The sequence below is a fragment of the Haemophilus sputorum CCUG 13788 genome, assembly GCF_000238795.1.
Lineage (GTDB): Bacteria > Pseudomonadota > Gammaproteobacteria > Enterobacterales > Pasteurellaceae > Haemophilus_A > Haemophilus_A sputorum.
Genome location: NZ_AFNK01000031.1, coordinates 134,308 through 156,399, shown reverse-complemented (window position 1 = coordinate 156,399; position 22,092 = coordinate 134,308). Strand labels below are relative to the sequence as shown.

Below are 22,092 nucleotides of genomic sequence, written 5' to 3'. Positions count from 1 at the left end.
TGTATTTTTAGCTTTTCGGCTTACTCACCATTATTTCAATCACTTGTCTATCCGTATACTGCATACTTCGACTGGCTATCGCACAAAGATTGTTGATCGAACGGTCGATTTGGTGTTCCACAATCCCCTCATTACCTGTTACCTGCGTATTATCTAATGCCATTAAAATCGATTTATAGCTGGAAGTTACACTGGTAGAAACCTTCATTGCACAGCTGTTTGCCGCACCATCGCAGATGATGCCACTGATGTCGCCGATCATACTGCTGATTGCCATACTGATTGCATCAAAACTCTCGGTCAGCAACCATGCCACACCTGCACAACTGCCCATTGCCGCAGTAGTTACCGCACAGAGAGCTGAGAGTTTAGGTAGTTTACTGTGAATATAAATCGCCATTAAATGCGAAAGGAATAGGGCGCGAATAAGCTGTTCTTCACTGGCGTTGATATGGCGAGCGACCACCACTACCGGCATCGTGGCAGTAATGCCTTGGTTGCCTGAACCTGAATTACTCATGGCTGGTAAATTGGCGCCGCCCATTCGAGCATCACTCGCTGCAGTGGTTTCAATCACAATGCGGTTAAGCAAATCATCACTAATCAACCCTCGCCCAATTTGCTTTTGCAAGGTTCGTCCAATATGTAAGCCGTAATCGACTCGTAAGCCTTCTTGTGAAAGGGCAGAATTCAGTTCCGCGGCACGTTGGATAAAACGAATTTTCTCTAAATCAACCCACAGTGAGAAATCATACATATCTTTGGCTGTGAGTTCTGAAAACACAGAAAGCGCATTACCGTTATCGACTAAGCAAGGCACGGAAAACAGAACTTCTCCGTTTTTCTCAATATAAATAACGTTGGTGTGATGAGCGGCGATGCGAACCGTTACGCTATCATTCGCTGCAAATAGCGTTGCTTCAGAATACAAAATATGTTCAGTATCAGAAATAGTGACGTTAACCAGATTTTGGTTGAGCATCGCTTTTGCAAGCGCAACTTGTTCTGCTGAGATCGCTTTTAATACCTCTAAACCTGCCTGATGATCGCCTCCAATAGCGCCTATGGCTGCTGCCATTGGAAGACCAACCGTGCCCGTATTTGGCACGGTAACGCCCATTCCATTTTTCATTAAGTTTGAGGACACTTTCGCTTCAATTCGTTCAGGTAATTTACCTAAATAATGGCGCGCGGTTGCAGAGGCGAGCGCTAAAGAAATGGGTTCAGTACAACCCAATGCGGGTACAACTTCTTCTTGTACGATACGTAAAATATTTTGTTCAATAGTCGGGTCAAAGGTTCTCATCACTTTTTTCTAATCTAAAAAATAAACTGTATTTTATAAAATGGGGCATATTGTATCGTTTTTTATCATTATGATTAACTACTATACCCAATTGGAGCATGAAAAAGTGTGCTGAAACCAGATAGGCTCCTGGAAAGATTTTGTGATCTACATCATAAAACCAAGAGAAAAACATGGCTAGAATAGACCTAAATAGGTACTATAAAACCCGATCGAAACATCAAACATTGTTGTTTTTCTTGTTCACCACTAACGGAGTATTTTATGGAATTTCGTATTGAAAAAGACACTATGGGCGAAGTAAAAGTACCAGCAGATAAATACTGGGCAGCGCAAACTGAACGTTCACGTAATAACTTCAAAATCGGGCCAGCAGCATCTATGCCACATGAAATTATTGAGGCTTTCGGTTATTTGAAAAAAGCAGCTGCGTTTGCTAACCATGATTTAGGTGTGTTATCGGCAGAAAAACGCGATCTGATTGCGCAAGCTTGTGATGAAATTCTTGCCAATAAACTTGATGATCAATTCCCGTTAGTGATTTGGCAAACCGGTTCAGGCACACAATCAAACATGAATGTGAATGAAGTGGTTGCGAATCGTGCACATGTATTGCACGGTGGAAAATTAGGTGAAAAATCTATTATTCACCCGAATGATGATGTGAATAAATCACAATCTTCTAACGATACTTTCCCAACAGCAATGCATATTGCTGCATACAAAAAAGTGGTTGAAACCACTATTCCTGCAATTGAGCGCTTACAAAAAACTTTCGCAGCAAAATCTGAAGCTTTCAAAGATGTCGTAAAAATTGGTCGTACGCACTTAATGGATGCAACACCATTAACATTAGGTCAAGAGTTCTCAGCTTATGCAGCACAATTACACTTTGGTTTAATTGCATTGAAAAACACCTTACCGCACTTACGTCAATTAGCATTAGGTGGTACAGCCGTGGGTACAGGTTTGAATACGCCGAAAGGCTATGATGTGAAAGTGGCAGAATACATTGCTCAATTCACTAAGCTACCATTTGTGACTGCTGATAATAAATTCGAAGCGCTTGCCGCCCATGATGCAATTGTGGAAACGCACGGTGCGTTAAAACAATTAGCCGTTAGCCTATACAAAATTGCTAATGACATTCGTCTATTGGCTTCAGGCCCTCGTTCAGGTATTGGTGAGATTTTAATCCCAGAAAATGAACCTGGTTCATCAATTATGCCGGGTAAAGTTAACCCAACGCAATGTGAAGCGATGACCATGGTTTGCTCACAAGTGTTAGGTAACGATACTACGATTTCATTTGTGGGTTCACAAGGTCATTTCCAATTAAACGTATATAACCCAGTGATGATTGCGAACTTCTTACAATCTGCACAATTATTAGCAGATGCCGCAATTTCATTTGATGAGCATTGTGCAGTAGGTATTGAGCCGAATTATCCACGCATCAAACAACAGTTAGAAAACTCATTAATGTTAGTCACTGCGTTAAATACGCACATCGGCTATGAAAATGCAGCGAAAATTGCGAAAACTGCGCATAAAAATGGCACAACCTTAAAAGAAGAAGCGATTAACTTAGGATTATTAACCGCTGAACAATTTGATGAATGGGTTCGTCCAGAAGATATGGTAGGCAGCTTGAAATAATTGCCTCATAATAAAAAACCGCCGAAAGGCGGTTTTTTTATGACTTAATACAAGCGGTTAAATTTCTCGAAAAATTTGCAAAGTCTCAGCAAAATTAGACCGCTTTAGTATGGGTTATATGGGCATCTCAATATCACTCGATTATAGAAACTACCATTAATCATGGTTTTATTGAGATGATATTTGCGGTAAGCCTCAAACAGTTGCATATCTGGCTCGGTTGGATTTTGCCAAAATGAAGCTAAATCCCCTTGGTGTGTGAGACCTTCAAAATGATAATTAGCGCGTCCAAGTGTTATAACGGGCATACCATGTAATAATGCTGAAATACCACTTGTGCTGTTCAGCGTTACCATGCCTTTACCGCGACGAAGCAGAACGGGCAGTGGTACATCATGCACATAGAATAATCGCCCTTTTAAGTGCGGATAGCGGCTTTCAAATTCTTGAATAACGGGATCATAATGAATAAAACCTCTATCCATTGGGTGATGCTTAATGACTAGATTGAGATTGCTTGGGGCCGATTCTGCAAAAGATTGCAATACTTCACGCAAGAATGCGCCGACACTGTTGAAATCACAATGTACTTTCACTTGGCTGTCATCATAAACTTGCAATGGCACAACAAAGAAATTACCTAATTTCCCTCGGTTGACTTTTCTTGCAAAGGTACGATCACGCAAGTAATAACAAGCGCGCTTGATGCCTGATGTCACCCAGAGTTTTATATAATATTTCAGATTCAGAATGCGGTGATGTTGATATTTTGGGTAATTATCTCGCCCAAAGTAAGCTTTGGTATAATAAGCTATTGCCACTTTTGCCATTGGTAAAAAACCTTTGGCTAATTTAAGTGGTACTGCTGGCTCAGGTAAATTTTCGGCTTGCTCAAGATAGAAGTCTGCCTGGCGAGGAAGAGGAGAGAACGCATTAACCCCTTGTTTTTCGAGTGTCACGTAATCAGGACGGAAATAGCCTTCTTCAAACACCCAAAATGGAATCTGTTCATCTTGTGATATTTTTTTTGCGATTTTGTGGTATTTACGGTTGTCACCAAAGCAAACCATCGCATCAATATTGTGTTGTTTGCAAAATAGTTGCAGGTAAGGGTAGAACTCACTCACTGAGCCACGATAAGCAATCGTGTTTTCAATCGATGACGGATAAAAATGCTCATCGCCACCGTTAAAATTGATTTTATAAACGGTTTTTCCTTGTCCCACTAACCAAGCAGAAAGATCGGCAAAAAAATGGCCGATTGGCCCTTGCAAAAGCAAGATCCGCTGGGAAGTTTGGGCTAATTCATCTAAATAATGTTTCATTCTAAAACCGTTATTCATCATGTAATCAAAGGGTATTTTACCCTGATTTTTTAAGTACGCAATGCGCGCACTAAATGCTGCAATTTGCCATATTGTTTAGCTAGCCAATGGCGATGAATGCCACTGTGATTAAGCGCTAAACGCTGTGCTTTTAAAATTTCAATCGCTGTTTGAGCATTGGTTAGCTCGCCAGTATTTGGATTGACGTATTGCGGATAATAGACCAATGTGCCAGCAATAAGTTCTAACAATGAAAGTTTTCGATTGCGGCGGTTAAAAGAGCAGTGATCAATGGTCAATCCCCAGTGGCTATAAAACGGTAAACCATAGCAATGTACAGTTTTGTTTCTTAGCAAGGCTTCAAAGCCAGCAAGAGATGTCATGGTGTGCAATTCATCCACGGCATTGATACAGTCAAGCACGTTTTCTGTTTTTGCAATTTGATCCGCTAATTTGACCGCTTGCGATTCTGTAATATGACCAATGCGGTTACCGCTTACAACATCCGGGTGTGGCTTATAAACGATATAAGCTTCTGGGTTTGTTGCACGTACTGTTTTTAATAAATCTAAATTAGTACGAATATTTGGGGAGCCGGTTCGAATAGACGCATCGTCTTCGACCTGTCCCACCACTAAAATTTTCTTTTTGACTGTATTCGGTAAAGAAAATTTACCTTCCCCGACATTATATTTACCGATATGTTGCGATACCAATGCATGTTGTAGCTGCTTGGCTTCAATTAAATCCACTTCGGTAAATTGTTGATGCTGCAAAATCTCTTCTAAGCGAGAAGGACTTTCTGCATTGAAATAAATGCCTAAATCGTCACACACTAAAGAAAGTGGCGCAACCAAGTTTGAACCAAGCCCAACTGAACGAATAAAGCCATCTTCCATTCTGAGTACGTTAATATTATGCGCTTTAGCATAATTTAGCGCAGCTTCTTTACCCGTTCCCCATAGCAACAAGCGGTCATTTTTGGTGAATGTTTTACCACTGAGTTTGCTCACATCTTTAACAAAATGTAGCTTGCAGCTTGGTAATCGGAAAAACGGTTTAATAACCGCACGTTTCCACAGAGACATTCCAACGCAATAGAGATTGCCTTGTAAGCGCAAGTTAAGTGCTTTGGTGTGAATGATGTGGTTGATTACATCAAAAATCGTTCCAGCCTTGCCGGTATTCGGATTCAAATAACGGGTATATTGAAAATATGCCGCATAAAACAGTTGTAAAACTGACCGCACTTTACGGCGCTCACTTTGTGCTAGCGCTTTAGCATTCGGATGACGATCATCCGTCACGCCCCAGCCAGCAAACCATGGTACGCCAAAAGTTACCACCGGTTTACCCACCAGTAATGCTTCAAACCCCATTTGAGAGGTAACACAATAAACTTTCTCTACGGCTTTAATCAGCGAAATCGGATTGACGGGATCACTAAAAAAATGCACGTTGCTTGGATAGTTTTCATTTGGCGAAAAATAGCCCTGCTTTTTACCACTTAATACATCAGGATGGGTCTTCACTAAAATTTTAGCGTTTGGATTTTCTGCAATGGCAGCTTGCAACATTTGCGCAAAATGCTCTGCATCGGCTTGACCATATTTCACCGCCATATCGCTAAAGGTTTGATCGATGACAAGCACTAACTGCTCATCACCTTCTTTCTCATAATCCACCAATGTTTGGTTATATTTTGAAAGTTGATGCGTCACAATTTGTAAACGAGCTTTTTCCGCTAAAACCTCATCACATTCACTCGCTAGAACAAGCTGTTCCAATGTTGAGGGACGAGTCGTGTCGTAATAAATACCTAATTTATCTACGACCATAGAAAGTGGTGGATAACCATCAACCCCCAGACCTAAAGAACGTAAAAAGCCGTCTTCTAAGGCGATAAATGGTAAGTTATGCTTTTGTGCATATGCACGTGATTTTTTCGTAGAAGGACGCAGCCCCCAACCCAATACAGAATCAGCCTTCGGCACAGAAAAAATGCGCGCGAAAGCCAATTCCTCATTAGGAAAAAATGAGGCTAAATGGGGAATTTTTTTGATTCCGTGCGAGAAAATCAGTGCAGTTGGCATGGTTTTATTTTCTCTATTAGCTTTAATAAAAAAGTAAGGCTAATAGCCCTATTTTTTTCAAAAATGATTTATACATTAAAATAATCATTTGTTTATATAATCGAAGGGGCTTTTTCTAGACCAGTTTACATTTTCGCGAATAATTTGAGCAGGTACTCCTGTTAGTAAGGTATTTTCTTTATTAAATGGACGATTTATGTGTGCACCTAAGTCTATAATTGAATTCGAAGCAATTACACTACCTTTCATAATTTTCACAGATCTACCGCACCAGACATGATTTCCAATGACAATAGGTTTAGCAATATTAAGTACCTCTTTAGTTGTGATATCATATATCGTATGGCAGTCTGTAGGATAAATAAGAATTTCTTCAGAAAACATGCAATCATTTCCAATTGTAACCAAACATTTTGGCTCGTGACATCTTATTTCTACTCCCCAACAGGAAAAATCAGTGCCTATTTCTATTCTGCTTTGGTTTGCAAATAAATAGAGTTTATTTATTAGATATTGTGAAGCACCAATTTCAATATATGAGTCTTTGATTAATGACATTGAGCAGTCAGAAAAAGTTGTTCCCTCATGAATCACGATATGGTTATTTTCACCTAGAAAGTTAAATCTAAGACCTTTTATGTCATTTGGTCCAATAGATCTTCGACTTCCATCTTTAGTAACAAATTCAATTAGATTATTGTTCATTTTGAGTTCCTTTAAAAATAGTATTGAAAATAATTTCTGATGATTGACCATCAGTATGTAGATATATGGATTTATATCTATTTGAGAAATTCTTGAATCTCTTACTTCCTTGAGACAAATATTCTCTTATGTATTTAATTACTTGCTCTTGTTCTACTAATACTGGGCCAAATCCGTGTTCATTAAAATCAAATATTCCTTTTTGATATGAATGGCTTACTCCATAGAAACTGTCTTTATCAAATTGATAATATATTACAGGTTTATTGAGTGATGCAAAATCAAAATGCAAGGAAGAAAAATCAGTGATTAAAACATCATTGTTAAGAAATAATTCTTGATAGTTTATTTCTCTAGGATTAATAATAGTAATGTTTTTATTTTCAATAAGGTTAATAAATCTTTGTTCTAATTCATTTTGTTCTAATAGTGAAAATAATTCCTGGTGCATACAAAATGTTATTTTTATCTTCTGTTTATTTATTAATTCAGAAAGGTGTTTGTTATTTAACAATGTTACCCATTTTTGAATGTATTCAGAATTAAAAAAATCATTAACATTTCGTTCTAGCGAAAGATTTAATAAACTTAGTGAGGTCCTCCAAGTTGGGCAAATAAGAATATGTTTCGCTCCTTTTTTATGAATCTTAATATTCTTAGATTTACTAAATAAATTATCTAATCTAGGTATTCCAGAATAGATGAGATCATTTTCATGAAATATATAATTAAATTTATCGGTGAGAATTTCTTCCTTTTCAAAGGTTGTTGAAATAACCATTTTGCTTATTTGAGAATAAGATGCGTTAAATGGTTTAGATAAATTTGATGTAACCACTCCATGTTGTAGAAATATAAATTTCTGAAACTTAAAAGAATGATTTTTAACCCATTGATTTAAATGGCCTGGTAGATAGGAAGAAAATATATATTTTGCTTCTTTTAAGATTTTGATACATCTCAATGAGTTTATATCTACTAAGTTAAAACCTTCCAAAAGCAATTTATTCCAATGAGAACTATTCCTATCTAATAGGTAATACGCTTCTTTATTTTTTAAATAGCCATTTTTATACCAGTTTCTATAAAGGTGCTCTGCATTATCATCTGCTTTATACCCAGAATCTACAAAGATAAGAATATCTTTGAAACTATTAAGTTTTTTATGATATCCCTCATAAATATTAGTGTCATTAGGCAACATGACTTTAAAGTCGGTATATATTTTTGTAGGGCGATCATTTATCTTAAACATTATTTTTTGGAGCGTATTTTCCTCTATTTTATAGCATGAGTTAAATTCAGTTATTAACTCTTTTTCAAATAAATTATATGATATTTTTCTTTCTGATACAGCCTCTAGCTTTTGATTATCAATATACAATTCATTTTTCGAGTTTTTCTTGCCGTAACTTCTAAAGTAAATAAGATTATTCTCTATATCAACTTTATTAATGTAAACTCGTATTTCATTAGGTTGTTCATTTCTAAAGTAATTTAGAATAGCCGAAATCCAGAAGAAATTGCCAGGGGAATTATAGAATTCTTCAATAGTTTTATTTTCAACAAAGCTTAAAGACTCAGTAATATATTCTAACAGTAATTCCTTCTCTTTTTCATTGAGAACATTTTCTATTCTGTTTCTATTAATCATTCCAACCTGTAAATAAGGTATTATAGAAAAAAGTACTAGTCGTTGAATGAAGTTAGGTATTTTATTGTTGTGATCTTTAAAAAGATTTACAGTTTCTAATAAACCATTTTTAAAGAATTCAATATATTTTGCTTTCTTTTTCCATTGGTTATTAGATGATGAATTTTCACTTGCTCTTAATCTATAATAGTATAATGCATCTTTAACATAAATAACTTTACTTTCAGGAAGATGGTATAGATATTCATAAAAATATTTAGTATCTTCAAAAGAAGCTGTAAGTTTATGATCAAATCTTATATTGTTCTTTTGAATTATATCTGTTCTATAAACAGATGAGCTAGAAGAAAACTGTACACAATCTTCCAAATTCTTGCTATTTAATATTCTAATTGGTTTTGTAAAACAGAAGTCTGTTTGGAAACCATCATGAAATGTTCCAAATTTTTCTTTGAATAGTTTAAATTTAGTAATAACAGCTCCAACATTTTCTTCTGATTCAATATTTTTGTTGATTAGATAAAAATAATTAACATCTAGGAAGTCATCTGGATCAATAAATGTAACCCATTCTGTTTTTATATATTCTAGTCCTAGATTTCTAGCAGAAGCCTGCCCACCATTTTCTTTGTAGATATAGAAAATATTTGATGGATATTTCTTAATCCATTTGTTAATTATTTCTTTAGAGTTATCTTTAGAACCATCGTCCACAAATATGATATTTATATTTGTTCTAAAGTCTAATCTCTGATTTTCTAGAGATATGATAAATTCATCTAGGTAATCTCCTACATTATAAACTGCGCTGATAATAGTAAATTTCTTGTTTTTACTATATTTCTTAGGTGCAATTTTATAAAAGTTATTTATTAACTTTGTTTTTTTATTTTTTAAGAAGTCTTTGAAAAATAATTTTGGGTTATTTTTTAGTTTTCTGATTTTTCTATTTATAGGTTTCATAGTTTTCCTTATTTGTAATATTCTTTTAGGGTTTCAGTCAATTTGTTTTTATAGCTAGATATCTTTGTTTTGCTATTAAAATCATTAGCACAAAAAGAGTGTGGTTGCTTTGCCATATATTTTTTCTTTAGTAGTTTTTTATATTGCGCTTTGGCATTTGCTGAGCGAATATTAAAGTAATAGCAAATTTCTGGTGTGAGAACGCTCTTTCCTTCTAGATACATCGCATAAGGGACGAAAAAAGTAGCTAAATTAAGGTCATTTTTCCCTCTAAATCTATTTGATAAGAATTCTTCTATTTCGTTTCTAAATACACCCCATATTTTTTCAAAAATACTTTTCTTGAGTGGAATATAAGAATGGATTAATGGAGTTTGTGCGTTTAATTCTCGTCCATATAATTTTCTCAATAATCTTCTAGAGTTCATTGAGGCAAGTAATGTTGGAGTACTTGTACCTTTTGCATACATTTTATCTAGGTTTTTAATAGATAAAAAAATAGAGGCTAGCCCATTAGGTTTGAAAAAATGGCTTTTTTGTAAAGGTTTAGCGACAAATACATCATCATTAAAATAAATAAAATGCTCACTCAGGTTTGGAATTTTATGTAGATTAGCTTCAATTACATGAGAATTAAATGTAGGAAGATAATTTTTATCAATAATTTCACGATGATCAATAATTTTAATTTGCTGTTCTTCTTTGTTAAGCCAATCTGGTATTTGATTATCTGTTACAATAAAAATATATCTTACCCAAGGTAAGAATTTTTGCACGCTTTTAACCGAGTAAAATAACTCGTTATGCTCTTCAAATCTGGCATTATCTTTCGCATAAAGCGCACAGTTGTTTGCTAGTGTTGAATAGTATTGTTTCTTTTCTTGCCATTTTTGATCTTTATCATTAACCCACGTAAAAACGACATCAACTGGTATTGATGTATTCATTAGTGAGTTTTCTAATTTTTCTAATTTTTCTTGATGGTCAATAACGGCATTTTCATCAAATTCACTAATTCCTTGTTCATTATTTATAACTGGATATTTATTATTTAGTGCATCACGAAAAAATATATGTGGTTTAGTGATAAATTTTTTAAGTTTTTTCATATTTAATATAACCTTAAGATAATTATATTGAATATTATTTTGTATGTTTTCATAGCAAAGCCAAATTTTGATTATACCTTATTCCATAAGGGTTGTCAGTAAAGATGAATTTATTTACTTTTATAAGAAAAAGTCATTAGAAGCGCCAAATGAATGTCAAATTTGTCAATGGGGGAAGTGTAATACCATTTTTTTCCTTCTTGAATAAATGTTATACTCTTAAGATTATTTTCACGAATATAGGCGTAGTAGTTTGCAAAATAATTGGCAAATTTGACCGCTTGTCTTCCTTATTATGAGATGATACATCAATGAAAAATTATCGATTAAAAGCAGTCTGTGCAGGGTTAATGTTAGGGCTGTCAGCTTGTTCTTCGCTACCCACTTCAGGACCGAGTCATTCGGCGGTATTAGAGATGAACCAAGGTGCTGATGCTTCTGAATTAGCAGCAAAAGTGAATGTAATTGAATTAAATGAGTCGTTAGTGCAGCAAATGTATGCAGCTCAACAAAGCCAGCGTTTTTCAGGTTTTGCAGATGTGCGTGGTAATGGTGGCTATGCTGGTGCTGTTAATGTTGGTGATGTGTTAGAGATTTCGATTTGGGAAGCACCACCTGCGGTTTTATTTGGTTCAACATTTAGTAGCGAAGGACAAGGAAGTGGGCATGTAACCCAACTGCCAGCACAAATGGTAAATAAAAATGGAACAGTCACAGTGCCATTCGTTGGCAATATTCGTGTTGCGGGTAAAACACCAGAAGCTATTCAATCACAAATTGTAGCCAGCCTTAGCCGTAAAGCGAATCAGCCACAAGCTGTAGTAAAAATTGCTAACAATAATTCATCAGATGTGACTGTTATTCGCCAAGGCAGTACAGTACGTATGCCATTAAGTGCTAATAATGAACGTGTGTTAGATGCGGTGGCCGCTGTAGGTGGTGCAATGGAAAACATTGAAGATGTGACCGTTCAACTGACCCGTGGTAATCAAGTTAAAACATTAGCATTTGAAACCTTAATCGCAGATCCTGCACAAAATATTGTATTGCGTGCGGGTGATGTTGTTTCACTTTTAAACACACCGTATAAATTTACTGGTTTAGGTGCCGTAGGCAATAACCAACAACTGCGTTTTTCAAGCAGTGGTATCACACTTGCAGAAGCTATTGGGAAAATGGGTGGTTTGATTGATACGCGTTCTGACCCGCGCGGGGTGTTTGTCTTCCGTTATACACCATTTACACAGTTAGATGCTCACGCACAGCAAGAATGGGCAGAAAAAGGTTATGGTAACGGGATGGAAGTACCAACCGTTTATCGTGCGAATTTATTAGCGCCGGAAACGATGTTCTTATTACAACGTTTCCCGATTCAAGATAAAGATATTGTGTATGTGTCGAATGCACCACTTTCAGAATTCCAAAAATTCTTGAGAATGATTTTCTCGATTACCTCTCCGGTAACCAGCACGACCAACACTATCAGAAGTTACTAATTAAGGGGATGACATGACTATCGAAAATTCGGCGATGCCGACGAAAAAGAAAAAATCACTCTGGAAAAAACTGAATCCACTTTTTTGGTTAACAGTATTGTTCCCAACCGCCTTTGCTGGCGTTTATTTTGGAATGTTTGCTTCTGATATTTATGTTTCAGAATCAAGTTTCGTTGTGCGCTCACCTGGTAGCCAATCTTCTTTAACTGGCGTTGGCGCATTATTACAAAGCACAGGTTTTTCTCGCTCACAAGATGATACTTATTCTGTGCAAGAATATATGCGTTCACGCACCGCATTAGCAGAGTTAGAACAAAATTTACCACTTCGTGCTTTCTATACCGAAAAAGGTGATGTATTAAGTCGTTTTAATGGATTTGGATTAAACGATACTCAAGAGGCATTCTATCGTTATTTTAAAGAGCGTTTGAGTGTTGATGTAGATTCTATTTCTGGTATTGCAACCCTTCGTGTGCGAGCATTTAATGCAGAAGAAGGTCAGCAAATTAACGAACGTTTGTTAAAAGAAGGTGAGTCGTTAATCAATCGCTTAAATGAACGAGCAAGAAAAGATACTATCGAATTTGCTGAGCAAGCAGTCGCAGATGCAGAGAAAAATGTGAAGGAAACTGCACAGGCTTTGAGTCAATATCGTATCAAAAATAAGATTTTCGATTTACCGGCGCAATCTGGCGTACAAATTTCGTTAATTTCAAGTTTGAAAAGTGAGTTGATTCGTGTTGAAACGCAATTAGCACAATTAGTTTCAATTACACCAGATAACCCGCAAGTGCCAGCGTTACAAATGCGCCAAAAAAGCTTGAAAAAAGAGATTGATGAACAAACTCGCCAATTATCAGGTAATGGCAACTCAGCTGCGACACAAACTGCGGATTACCAACGTTTAATGTTAGCGAATGAGTTAGCGCAACAACAACTGACAGCCGCAATGACTTCATTACAAAATACGCGTGGAGAAGCAGATCGCCAACAACTTTATTTGGAAGTGATTAGCCAACCAAGCAAACCGGACTGGGCGTTAGAGCCAAACCGAATTTACAATATCATTGCGACCTTTATTATTGGCTTAATGTTATATGGCGTATTGAGCTTACTCATCGCCAGCGTAAGAGAGCATAAAAACTAATGCAATATGGTGACGAAACAACGTTTAAACAGTCATTAGCGATTCAAGGACGGGTGATTAACGCATTGCTTATGCGTGAAATTATCACCCGTTATGGGCGTCAAAATGTCGGCTTTTTATGGCTATTTATTGAGCCTTTGCTCATGACTTTTTTTATTGTAATGATGTGGAAATTTATCCGTGCTGATAAATTCTCTACTTTAAATATGATTGCCTTTGTGATGACGGGGTATCCAATGGCAATGATGTGGCGAAATGCTTCAAACCGCGCGATTGGTTCGATTTCGGCAAACTTGAGTTTGCTTTATCACCGTAACGTGCGTGTACTTGATACCATCTTCACACGTGTGCTACTCGAAGTTGCTGGCGCTTCAATTGCTCAAATTCTTTTTATGGCAATCTTAGTCATGATTGATTGGATTGATGCACCGCATGATGTGTTTTATATGCTTATTGCATGGTTCCTCATGGCAATGTTTGCTTTTGGTTTGGGGTTAATCATTTGTGCGATTGCGCAACAATTTGATGTGTTTGGTAAAATTTGGGGAACACTGAGTTTCGTTTTATTACCAATTTCTGGCGCATTTTTCTTCGTTCATAACCTTCCAGCACAGGCACAATCTATTGCACTTTGGTTTCCGATGATTCATGGTACAGAAATGTTCCGCCATGGCTATTTTGGCGATACCGTGGTTACTTATGAAAGTGTCGGTTTTTTAGTTGTGAGTGATCTTGCCTTGTTGTTAATGGGCTTAGTGATGGTTAAAAACTTCAGTAAAGGAGTTGAGCCACAATGATTCGCGTAAATAATGTGTGTAAGAAGTATCACACAAATAACGGTTGGAAAACCGTGTTAAAGGATATCAATTTTGAGCTACAAAAAGGCGAAAAAATCGGGATTTTAGGGCGAAATGGTGCGGGTAAATCTACGCTCATTCGTTTGATGAGCGGAGTTGAGCCCCCAACAAGTGGCACGATTGAACGTTCTATGAGCATCTCTTGGCCGTTAGCTTTTAGTGGGGCATTCCAAGGTAGTTTAACAGGGATGGATAATCTACGTTTTATTTGTCGTTTGTATGATGTTGATCCAGATTATGTGACTCGTTTTACAAAAGAGTTTTCGGAATTAGGCGATTATCTTTATGAGCCAGTGAAGAAGTACTCATCAGGGATGAAAGCTCGACTTGCATTTGCTCTCTCACTTTCGGTTGAGTTTGATTGCTACTTAATCGATGAGGTAATTGCAGTAGGGGATTCTCGCTTTGCAGAAAAATGTAAGTATGAGTTGTTTGAAAAACGCAAAGACCGTTCTATCATTTTAGTTTCACATAGCCCGAGTGCGATGAAGTCTTATTGTGATAATGCGGTGGTGTTAGAAAATGGCATCATGCACCATTTTGAAGATATGGACAAAGCGTATCAATATTACAACGAGACGCAAAAATAAGACTAAAAATGACCGCTTGTAATGTTTGTACAAGCGGTCATTTTTTATTGCTTTTTTACAAGTATAAAAGCTGATGATTGAGTGGGCTAGTTTTTCCACCAAGCAGCAAATCCGATCACCAATGCAAATACGGCTAACCAAAATAGCTGAATTTTCACATTTTGCCGAGTTAATTGCTGATTATGCAAACGGCGCTCTTCTAATTTTTGTTTATAAATTTCTAAATTTGCGGCATCAAACGAGAAGCCACAATGCGGGCAAAGTATTGCGCTTTCGCTAATTTTTCGGCGACACTCAGGGCAGCGATGTAATGCCATAATTTTCCTCAACACATAATATTTCCTGACAAGCGGGCAGATTTTAGCAAAAATTTGCAAATTTTTTTAATTTTGCCCTTGAAGCGTGTTTTTTTGTCCTTATTTATTGCTCCGTCTGAATGAGCGAATTCAAACGCTCCATTCTTTTGAATCACAGCCGATAAGAATTTTCTACGCTGGGCTTGAAAAGCGTTAAACGAACCTTATCTTTTCGGCAACATAAACTAATTCAAACGAATTTATCTAGAGGGAAAAAATTATGGGAAAAATCATTGGTATTGACTTAGGTACAACAAACTCTTGTGTAGCAGTAATGGATGGCGACAAAGCGCGCGTAATTGAAAATGCAGAAGGTGCGCGCACCACCCCTTCAATTATTGCTTATACAGATAATGAAACCTTAGTTGGTCAGCCAGCAAAACGTCAAGCAATCACTAACCCGAAAAATACATTATTCGCAATTAAACGTTTAATTGGTCGTCGTTTTGAGAGCGAAGAAGTACAACGCGATATTAAAATTATGCCTTTCGAAATCGTGCGTGCAGATAACGGCGATGCGTGGGTAAATGTAAAAGGCGATAAATTAGCGCCGCCACAAATCTCTGCCGAAGTATTGAAAAAAATGAAAAAAACGGCAGAAGATTTCTTGGGTGAATCTGTAACTGAAGCAGTAATTACTGTGCCTGCGTACTTCAACGATGCACAACGTCAAGCAACTATTGATGCAGGTAAAATTGCAGGTTTAGATGTTAAACGCATTATCAATGAACCAACGGCGGCTGCCTTGGCGTTTGGTTTAGGTTCAAGCAAAGAGAATCAAGTGATCGCAGTTTACGACTTAGGTGGTGGTACATTTGATATCTCAATCATCGAAATCGATAACTTCGACGGCGAACAAACTTTTGAAGTATTAGCAACAGGTGGTAACACTCACTTAGGTGGTGAAGATTTCGATAACCGCGTAATCGACTACATCATTGATGAGTTCAAAAAAGAACAAGGTGTTGATTTACGTAATGACCCAATGGCATTACAACGTGTGAAAGAAGCCGCTGAAAAAGCGAAAATCGAACTTTCATCAGCGCAATCTACAGAAGTGAACCTTCCGTATATCACAGCAGATGCAACAGGTCCTAAACACTTAGCAATCAGCGTAACTCGTGCGAAATTAGAAGCATTAGTTGAAGACTTAGTGGCAAGCTCAATTGACTCATTAAAAGCAGTATTAAAAGATGCAGGTAAGAGTGTAAACGAAATCCATGATATCATTCTTGTGGGTGGCCAAACTCGTATGCCGTTAGTACAACAAAAAGTGGCTGAATTCTTCGGTAAAGAAGCTCGTAAAGACGTAAACCCAGATGAAGCGGTGGCAATTGGTGCAGCGGTTCAAGGTGGCGTATTAAAAGGTGATGTGAAAGACGTTCTATTATTAGACGTAACCCCGTTATCACTTGGTATCGAAACCATGGGTGGTGTGATGACAACCTTAATTGAGAAAAACACCACGATTCCAACTAAAAAATCGCAAGTGTTCTCAACTGCGGAAGATAACCAAGCTGCAGTAACTATCCACGTGTTACAAGGTGAGCGTAAACGTGCGGCAGACAACAAATCTTTAGGTCAATTCAACCTAGAAGGTATCAACCCTGCACCGCGTGGTATGCCACAAATTGAAGTTACTTTCGACATCGATGCAAACGGCGTAATCAACGTATCTGCAAAAGATAAAAATACGGGTAAAGAGCAACAAATTCGTATTCAAGCATCATCTGGTTTATCTGATGAAGAAATTCAACAAATGGTGCGTGATGCAGAAGCAAATGCTGATGCAGACCGTAAATTTGAAGAGTTAGTACAAGCGCGTAACCAAGCAGACGGTATCGCACACGCAACTCGCAAACAAATTACCGAAGCAGGTGATGCGTTAGCTGCTTCAGACAAAGAGAAAATTGAAGCAGCAGTAAGCGAACTTGAAACTGCAGCAAAAAGCGAAGACAAAGCAGAGATCGAAGCGAAAATTGAAGCGGTAATTAAAGCCTCTGAACCATTAATGCAAGCAGCTCAAGCAAAAGCTCAACAAGCTGGTGGCGAGCAACCACAACAATCATCAGCAAAAGATGATGGCGTGGTAGATGCTGAATTTGAAGAAGTGAAAGACAACAAATAATTTCACGGCTCTTCGAGCATAAATAAAGGGCGTGGAAACACGCCCTTTTAGTGTATATAAATGATCCCCCTCTTTGCTAAAGAGAGGAGTATGTTACAAGCGGTCAAATTTACCCAGAATTTTGTAAATTTAAGGAATAGCTATGCCACTTACACTTTATCCATTTGCTACAATTCGTACGCATAACATAAAGGAAAATACCGCGGAAAAGATTGGACAGCTTTGGCAGAATAATTTTGCAAAATTGACTAAAAATGAGCCTTATTATGGTGTTTATCTGAATTACGAATCGGATTTTACGGGCTATTATGATGTTGCTGTTGCTCAAGAAAGTAAACCAGAAGACAGTTCCTCAACCATTGAAATTGAAGATCTGACTTGGTATGAAATCTTCCCTACGACTGGCAAATCAGTAGTTCAAACGTGGCAACATATTTGGAATAAGGAAAAGCAAGGCTTATTAAAACGTGCTTATAAAGTGGATTTTGAGAAATATTATCCAAATGGCAAAGTGGATATTTACATTTCAATTCGCCCACATTGCTAAAAATAGCGAATGCAAGCGGTCAGAAATAACAAAATATTTGCAAATAAAAATACGGAAATACTATGGCAAAAAAAGATTACTACGAAGTCCTTGGCTTACAAAAAGGGGCGAGTGAGAACGACATCAAACGTGCGTATAAACGTTTAGCGTCTAAACATCACCCGGATAAAAACCAAGGCAGCAAAGATGCAGAAGAAAAATTTAAAGAGATCAATGAAGCTTATGAAGTACTAGGCGATGCTGAAAAACGTGCAGCTTACGACCAATATGGTCATGCAGCCTTTGAACAAGGCGGTGGCGGTGCTGGCGGCGGCTTTGGTGGCTTCGGTGGCGGTTTCGGCGGCTTTGAAGACATCTTCAGCGAAATGTTTGGTGGTGGTTTTGGCGGAGGCGGTCGCCGTCAACGTGTGGTACGGGGCGATGACTTACGTTACGACATCGAAATCACCTTAGAAGAAGCAGTAAAAGGCTGTAAAAAAGATATTCGTCTTTCTACATTAGCTGAGTGTGATACTTGCCACGGTACTGGTGCAGAAAAAGATTCTAAAGTGGAAACTTGTCCGCATTGTCACGGTTCTGGTCGAATTCGTCGCCAGCAAGGTTTCTTTGTGAGTGAATCTGTTTGCCCAAGCTGTCACGGTTCAGGCAAAAAAATCGAGAAACCATGTAAATCTTGTCACGGTGATGGACGTGTTCAAAAAGCGAAAAACCTATCGGTCACTATTCCGGCGGGGGTAGATACCGGTAACCAATTACGCTTATCAGGCGAAGGGGCTGCAGGGGAAAATGGTGCACCAGCGGGCGATTTATATGTAGTGATTCACGTTCGTGACCATGAGATTTTTGAACGTGATGGTTCAAACCTTTACTGCGAAGTGCCAATTAGCTTCACTCAAGCGGCATTAGGCGGAGATATTGAAGTGCCAACTTTAGAAGGCAAATTGAAACTCAAAATCCCAGCAGAAACACAAACGGGTAAACTCTTCCGTGTACGTGGTAAAGGGGTAGCAAGCCCGAGAGGCGGCTACGCGGGTGATTTAATCTGCAAAGTGATTGTTGAAACACCAGTAAAATTAAGCGAAGAACAAAAAGAGCTTCTGCGCAAATTAGAAGAAAGTTTCGATGGCAAAGGGAAACATCGCCCACAGCAAGAAGGCTTTTTAGATAGCGTGAAGAACTTCTTTAGCAATTTAGGTAAACACTAATAACGCAAAAGGCTTAGCATAAAATGCTAAGCCTTTTTTCTTTTCGTGAGTCTGAATACTAGTTTACAAGCGGTTTGTTTTTCCCGAAGTTTTGCAAATTTTATCGTAAATCAGACCGCTTGTAAGGTGAGCGAGGCGCAGATGTGATAGAATATCGCAACTTTTTATCGCACTAAGCGGTCGAAATTTTACGGTTTTTTGCAAAAATAGATGTGAAAGAAGGCAAGATAATGACAAAAAAACATATTCATATTTTAGGTATCTGTGGCACCTTTATGGGCGGTGTGGCGATGATCGCGCGCGAGTTGGGCTACCATGTTACTGGTTCGGATACTAACGTTTATCCGCCGATGAGTACTTTTTTAGAAAATCACGGCATTGAAATTATTCCGAATTATGATGTTGCGCAATTACAACCTGCGCCAGATTTAGTGGTGATTGGTAATGCGATGAGTCGTGGCAATCCATGTGTGGAATATGTGTTGGATAACCAATTGAATTACACCTCTGGCCCGCAATGGTTGCATGATAATTTGCTCAAAGATCGTTGGGTATTAGCCGTTTCTGGTACACATGGCAAAACGACTACAACAGGAATGTTGGCGTGGATTCTGGAGAAAAACGGCATCGATGCGGGTTTCTTAATCGGTGGGGTTGCGGGTAATTTTGGGATTTCTGCGCGTGCAGGTTCAAGCAAATTCTTTGTGATTGAAGCCGATGAATATGATTCAGCCTTTTTTGATAAGCGTTCAAAATTCGTACATTACACGCCGAGAACGTTAATTATCAATAACATTGAATTTGACCATGCTGATATTTTTGATGACTTAAAAGCGATTCAACGTCAGTTCCATCATCTTGTGCGTACCATGCCACAAAGTGGTTGCATTTTGTCAGCAGTTTCCGATCAAAACGTGCAAGATACGCTGAAGATGGGCGCATATAGCCAATTACAATTTATTGGCGAAGGAAAAGAGTGGTTTGCCAAACCATTAGTGGCAGATTGCTCAGCATTTGAAGTGTATCACTTTGGCGAAAAAGCGGGTGTGGTGAAATGGCAGATTATCGGTGCGCACAATATGCACAATGCGTTAATGGCGATTGCTGCAAGCCATCATGCAGGTGTTTCTGTGGCGGGGGCATGTGAAGCGTTAGGTTCATTTATTAATGCGAATCGTCGTTTAGAAGTCAAAGGTGAAGTGCGTGGAGTCACTGTTTATGATGATTTTGCCCACCATCCAACCGCGATTGAAGCTACTATTGGTGCATTGCGTAGCAAAGTGGGGAAAGATGCACGAATTCTTGCGGTGCTTGAGCCGCGTTCTAATACAATGAAAATGGGCGTGCATAAGGAAGAGATTGCACCAAGTTTGAAAGATGCAGATGCGGTATTTGTGTATCAGCCGGAAACTATTCCATGGCAAGTGAGCGTGATTACTGATGCGTTAACTCAGCCAGCAAAATGGTCTGCAAATTTAGATGAGCTAGTTGATGCGGTAACGCATGAAGCGAAAAGCGGTGATCACATCCTTGTGATGAGTAATGGTGCCTTCGGTGGCATTCACGCAAAACTTTTAGAAAAATTGACCGCTTGATAATAAACCCCCAATCTGATTTTCAGGCTGGGGGTTATGATTTAAAGCGGAAAAATTATTTCGCGATATCAAATGTCATACTTGCGTAGTGTTTAGATTTTTGACATTGTGCAGGATCACTAAATGGCACTTCATGCACCACAGCAGCTTTCCAGAAACCATCTTTTAATGGAATGATGTTAACTGTACCGTCTTCGCCAGTTGTATCAGAGAATGCTTGCGCTTCCACTTTATGCGAATGGCTGTGGTCTTGAATATCAAATCCTTTGAACGTTGCAGTAAGCGTTGCATTTGGTAGTGGCTCACCTTCGTATAATACAACAACTTTAAATGGCTCACCCACTTTCACTGATGCAGGGTTAACCATTGGCACGATTTCCAATTTGTGCCCTACTTTATCAGCCACAACATCTACACCACTATCTTTACCGACATTGATAATCTGTTTCCCATACATAGAGGTTTGTTCGCAGTAGGTTGCGTTCGGCGTATTTTTCATATCTGCTTGCTTCCAACCTTCGGCATTTTGCGACCAGAAAGTTGGTTTATAGGTTGCAGAAATAACATAGCTACCTTCTGCTAAAGGTGCTTGGCTAACAAAGTGATAGTTTTTATCACCTGATTGTTTTAATGCTTCACTGCCTTTAGCGCTTAATAAGTGCATTCCTTGCTCAAAAAAAGAGAGGCGTTTTTCTGGAATGGTTTCGAGCGTTGGGAATTCGCCGTAACCTAAATCGGCTTGTAACACTTCACCCGCTTTTAATGGTGTGAAACACGGTGTGCGTGAGAAGAAGCTGCAAAAATACATAAAGAAGTAGCTAATAATAGTTTCTTCATTGAAGATCCTTGTTAACGTTGACGAGCTTTGAATCTCGGGTTGCTTTTGCAAATGACATAAAGTTTGCCTTTGCGACGTACGATTTTGCAATCTTGGTGGCGAGTTTTCGCGCTTTTTAATGAGTTTAAAATTTGCATTTTGCTTATCCTTTGCGTTGAATGAGGCTTGCCATGCCTTTGAATTTATCGCTAAAGCGGCTTGCACGACCTTCAGTGTTCGCTTCACGGCGTTTACCTGTATAAACAGGGTGAGAAGCTGATGAAGTATCTAATGGGTAGAACGGATACTCTTTACCATCTGTCCAAGTCATTGTTTTTGAGGTTGCTGCGCATGAGCGAATAATCCAACCTTGTTGAGCTGAAGCATCATAAAATAATACCTCACGGTAGTTTTCTGGGTGGATGCCTTGTTTCATTTTATTTGTCTCCTAAACTAAATAATATCCATTATTAAATTATGGGAAAGCATGATACAACAAAATTTTTACATTTCAATAAATTTTTTATGGATTTTAAATTT

At 38.0% G+C, this 22,092-nt stretch carries 19 protein-coding genes; 9 read left to right on the top strand and 10 right to left on the bottom strand.

Annotation, left to right across the window (positions count from 1 at the left end; genetic code table 11):
• Positions 1–7: 7 nt before the first annotated feature.
• Positions 8–1,306 carry an L-cysteine desulfidase family protein gene (locus tag HSP_RS0104215; protein ID WP_010128976.1) on the bottom strand — a complete coding sequence of 433 codons (1,299 nt, stop codon included), beginning with the start codon at positions 1,304–1,306 and terminating at the stop codon, positions 8–10.
• 264 nt (positions 1,307–1,570) lie between these two features.
• Here HSP_RS0104215 and fumC point away from each other — a divergent pair, with 264 nt between their 5' ends.
• Complete coding sequence (gene fumC, locus HSP_RS0104210; RefSeq protein ID WP_007526035.1) at positions 1,571–2,965, top strand: class II fumarate hydratase; 1,395 nt, start codon at positions 1,571–1,573, stop codon at positions 2,963–2,965.
• Between the two features lie 104 nt (positions 2,966–3,069).
• Here the strand turns inward: fumC and HSP_RS0104205 are convergent, their stop codons facing one another.
• From HSP_RS0104205 to HSP_RS0104185, 5 genes are all read right to left on the bottom strand, one after another.
• On the bottom strand, positions 3,070–4,290 hold the full coding sequence (locus HSP_RS0104205; RefSeq protein WP_010128975.1) for a capsule biosynthesis protein: 1,221 nt from the start codon (positions 4,288–4,290) through the stop codon (positions 3,070–3,072).
• A gap of 50 nt (positions 4,291–4,340) precedes the next feature.
• On the bottom strand, positions 4,341–6,383 hold the full coding sequence (locus tag HSP_RS0104200; RefSeq protein ID WP_010128974.1) for a capsular polysaccharide biosynthesis protein: 2,043 nt from the start codon (positions 6,381–6,383) through the stop codon (positions 4,341–4,343).
• Positions 6,384–6,467: 84 nt separating this feature from the next.
• On the bottom strand, positions 6,468–7,088 hold the full coding sequence (locus HSP_RS0104195; RefSeq protein ID WP_007526031.1) for an acyltransferase: 621 nt from the start codon (positions 7,086–7,088) through the stop codon (positions 6,468–6,470).
• Positions 7,078–9,705 (bottom strand): CDP-glycerol glycerophosphotransferase family protein, encoded by a 2,628-nt coding sequence (locus tag HSP_RS0104190; protein WP_010128973.1) that lies wholly within the window; start codon positions 9,703–9,705, stop codon positions 7,078–7,080. Before HSP_RS0104190 ends, HSP_RS0104195 begins: the two co-directional genes overlap by 11 nt.
• 8 nt (positions 9,706–9,713) lie before the next feature.
• A complete protein-coding gene (locus HSP_RS0104185) occupies positions 9,714–10,814 on the bottom strand; it encodes a Stealth CR1 domain-containing protein (RefSeq protein WP_007526087.1) in 1,101 nt (366 codons plus the stop codon).
• A 311-nt stretch (positions 10,815–11,125) separates the two neighbouring features.
• Between HSP_RS0104185 and HSP_RS0104180 the strand changes: the two genes are divergently transcribed.
• Genes HSP_RS0104180 through bexA form a run of 4 tightly spaced genes read left to right on the top strand, consistent with a single transcriptional unit; the run spans position 11,126 to position 14,904 of the window.
• Complete coding sequence (locus HSP_RS0104180) at positions 11,126–12,310, top strand: polysaccharide biosynthesis/export family protein (RefSeq protein WP_010128971.1); 1,185 nt, start codon at positions 11,126–11,128, stop codon at positions 12,308–12,310.
• Between the two features lie 13 nt (positions 12,311–12,323).
• Positions 12,324–13,457 (top strand): capsule polysaccharide transporter, encoded by a 1,134-nt coding sequence (locus HSP_RS0104175; protein ID WP_007526014.1) that lies wholly within the window; start codon positions 12,324–12,326, stop codon positions 13,455–13,457.
• Positions 13,457–14,254 carry a capsule polysaccharide exporter permease BexB gene (gene bexB / locus HSP_RS0104170; protein ID WP_007526026.1) on the top strand — a complete coding sequence of 266 codons (798 nt, stop codon included), beginning with the start codon at positions 13,457–13,459 and terminating at the stop codon, positions 14,252–14,254. The genes HSP_RS0104175 and bexB overlap by 1 nt, the downstream gene beginning before the upstream one ends.
• A complete protein-coding gene (bexA, locus tag HSP_RS0104165; protein WP_007526058.1) occupies positions 14,251–14,904 on the top strand; it encodes a capsule polysaccharide exporter ATP-binding protein BexA in 654 nt (217 codons plus the stop codon). The genes bexB and bexA overlap by 4 nt, the downstream gene beginning before the upstream one ends.
• 86 nt (positions 14,905–14,990) lie before the next feature.
• Here bexA and HSP_RS0104160 read toward each other — a convergent pair whose 3' ends face one another.
• Entirely contained in the window at positions 14,991–15,221 is a 231-nt protein-coding gene (locus HSP_RS0104160) for a zinc ribbon domain-containing protein (protein ID WP_007526033.1), read from the bottom strand.
• 259 nt (positions 15,222–15,480) lie between these two features.
• On the opposite strand from HSP_RS0104160, the gene dnaK reads away from it, so the two are divergent.
• The 4 genes from dnaK to mpl all read left to right on the top strand — a co-directional run bounded on the left by dnaK (position 15,481) and on the right by mpl (position 20,735).
• Positions 15,481–17,388, top strand: a complete 1,908-nt coding sequence (gene dnaK, locus HSP_RS0104155) for a molecular chaperone DnaK (protein WP_010128970.1) — start codon at positions 15,481–15,483, stop codon at positions 17,386–17,388.
• Positions 17,389–17,530: 142 nt separating this feature from the next.
• Positions 17,531–17,935: a GyrI-like domain-containing protein gene (locus HSP_RS0104150; protein WP_010128969.1), complete on the top strand. Its 405-nt coding sequence runs from the start codon at positions 17,531–17,533 to the stop codon at positions 17,933–17,935.
• 62 nt (positions 17,936–17,997) lie between these two features.
• Complete coding sequence (gene dnaJ / locus HSP_RS0104145) at positions 17,998–19,140, top strand: molecular chaperone DnaJ (protein ID WP_010128968.1); 1,143 nt, start codon at positions 17,998–18,000, stop codon at positions 19,138–19,140.
• A 230-nt stretch (positions 19,141–19,370) separates the two neighbouring features.
• On the top strand, positions 19,371–20,735 hold the full coding sequence (gene mpl / locus HSP_RS0104140; protein ID WP_010128967.1) for a UDP-N-acetylmuramate:L-alanyl-gamma-D-glutamyl-meso-diaminopimelate ligase: 1,365 nt from the start codon (positions 19,371–19,373) through the stop codon (positions 20,733–20,735).
• 55 nt (positions 20,736–20,790) lie between these two features.
• On the opposite strand, the gene HSP_RS10875 is transcribed toward mpl, so the two are convergent.
• Genes HSP_RS10875 through HSP_RS0104125 form a run of 3 tightly spaced genes read right to left on the bottom strand, consistent with a single transcriptional unit; the run spans position 20,791 to position 21,988 of the window.
• Entirely contained in the window at positions 20,791–21,543 is a 753-nt protein-coding gene (locus HSP_RS10875) for a DUF4198 domain-containing protein (RefSeq protein WP_010128966.1), read from the bottom strand.
• Between the two features lie 41 nt (positions 21,544–21,584).
• Positions 21,585–21,710 carry a type B 50S ribosomal protein L36 gene (gene ykgO / locus HSP_RS0104130; protein ID WP_007526060.1) on the bottom strand — a complete coding sequence of 42 codons (126 nt, stop codon included), beginning with the start codon at positions 21,708–21,710 and terminating at the stop codon, positions 21,585–21,587.
• A gap of 5 nt (positions 21,711–21,715) precedes the next feature.
• Complete coding sequence (locus HSP_RS0104125) at positions 21,716–21,988, bottom strand: type B 50S ribosomal protein L31 (protein ID WP_007526037.1); 273 nt, start codon at positions 21,986–21,988, stop codon at positions 21,716–21,718.
• Positions 21,989–22,092: the final 104 nt, after the last annotated feature.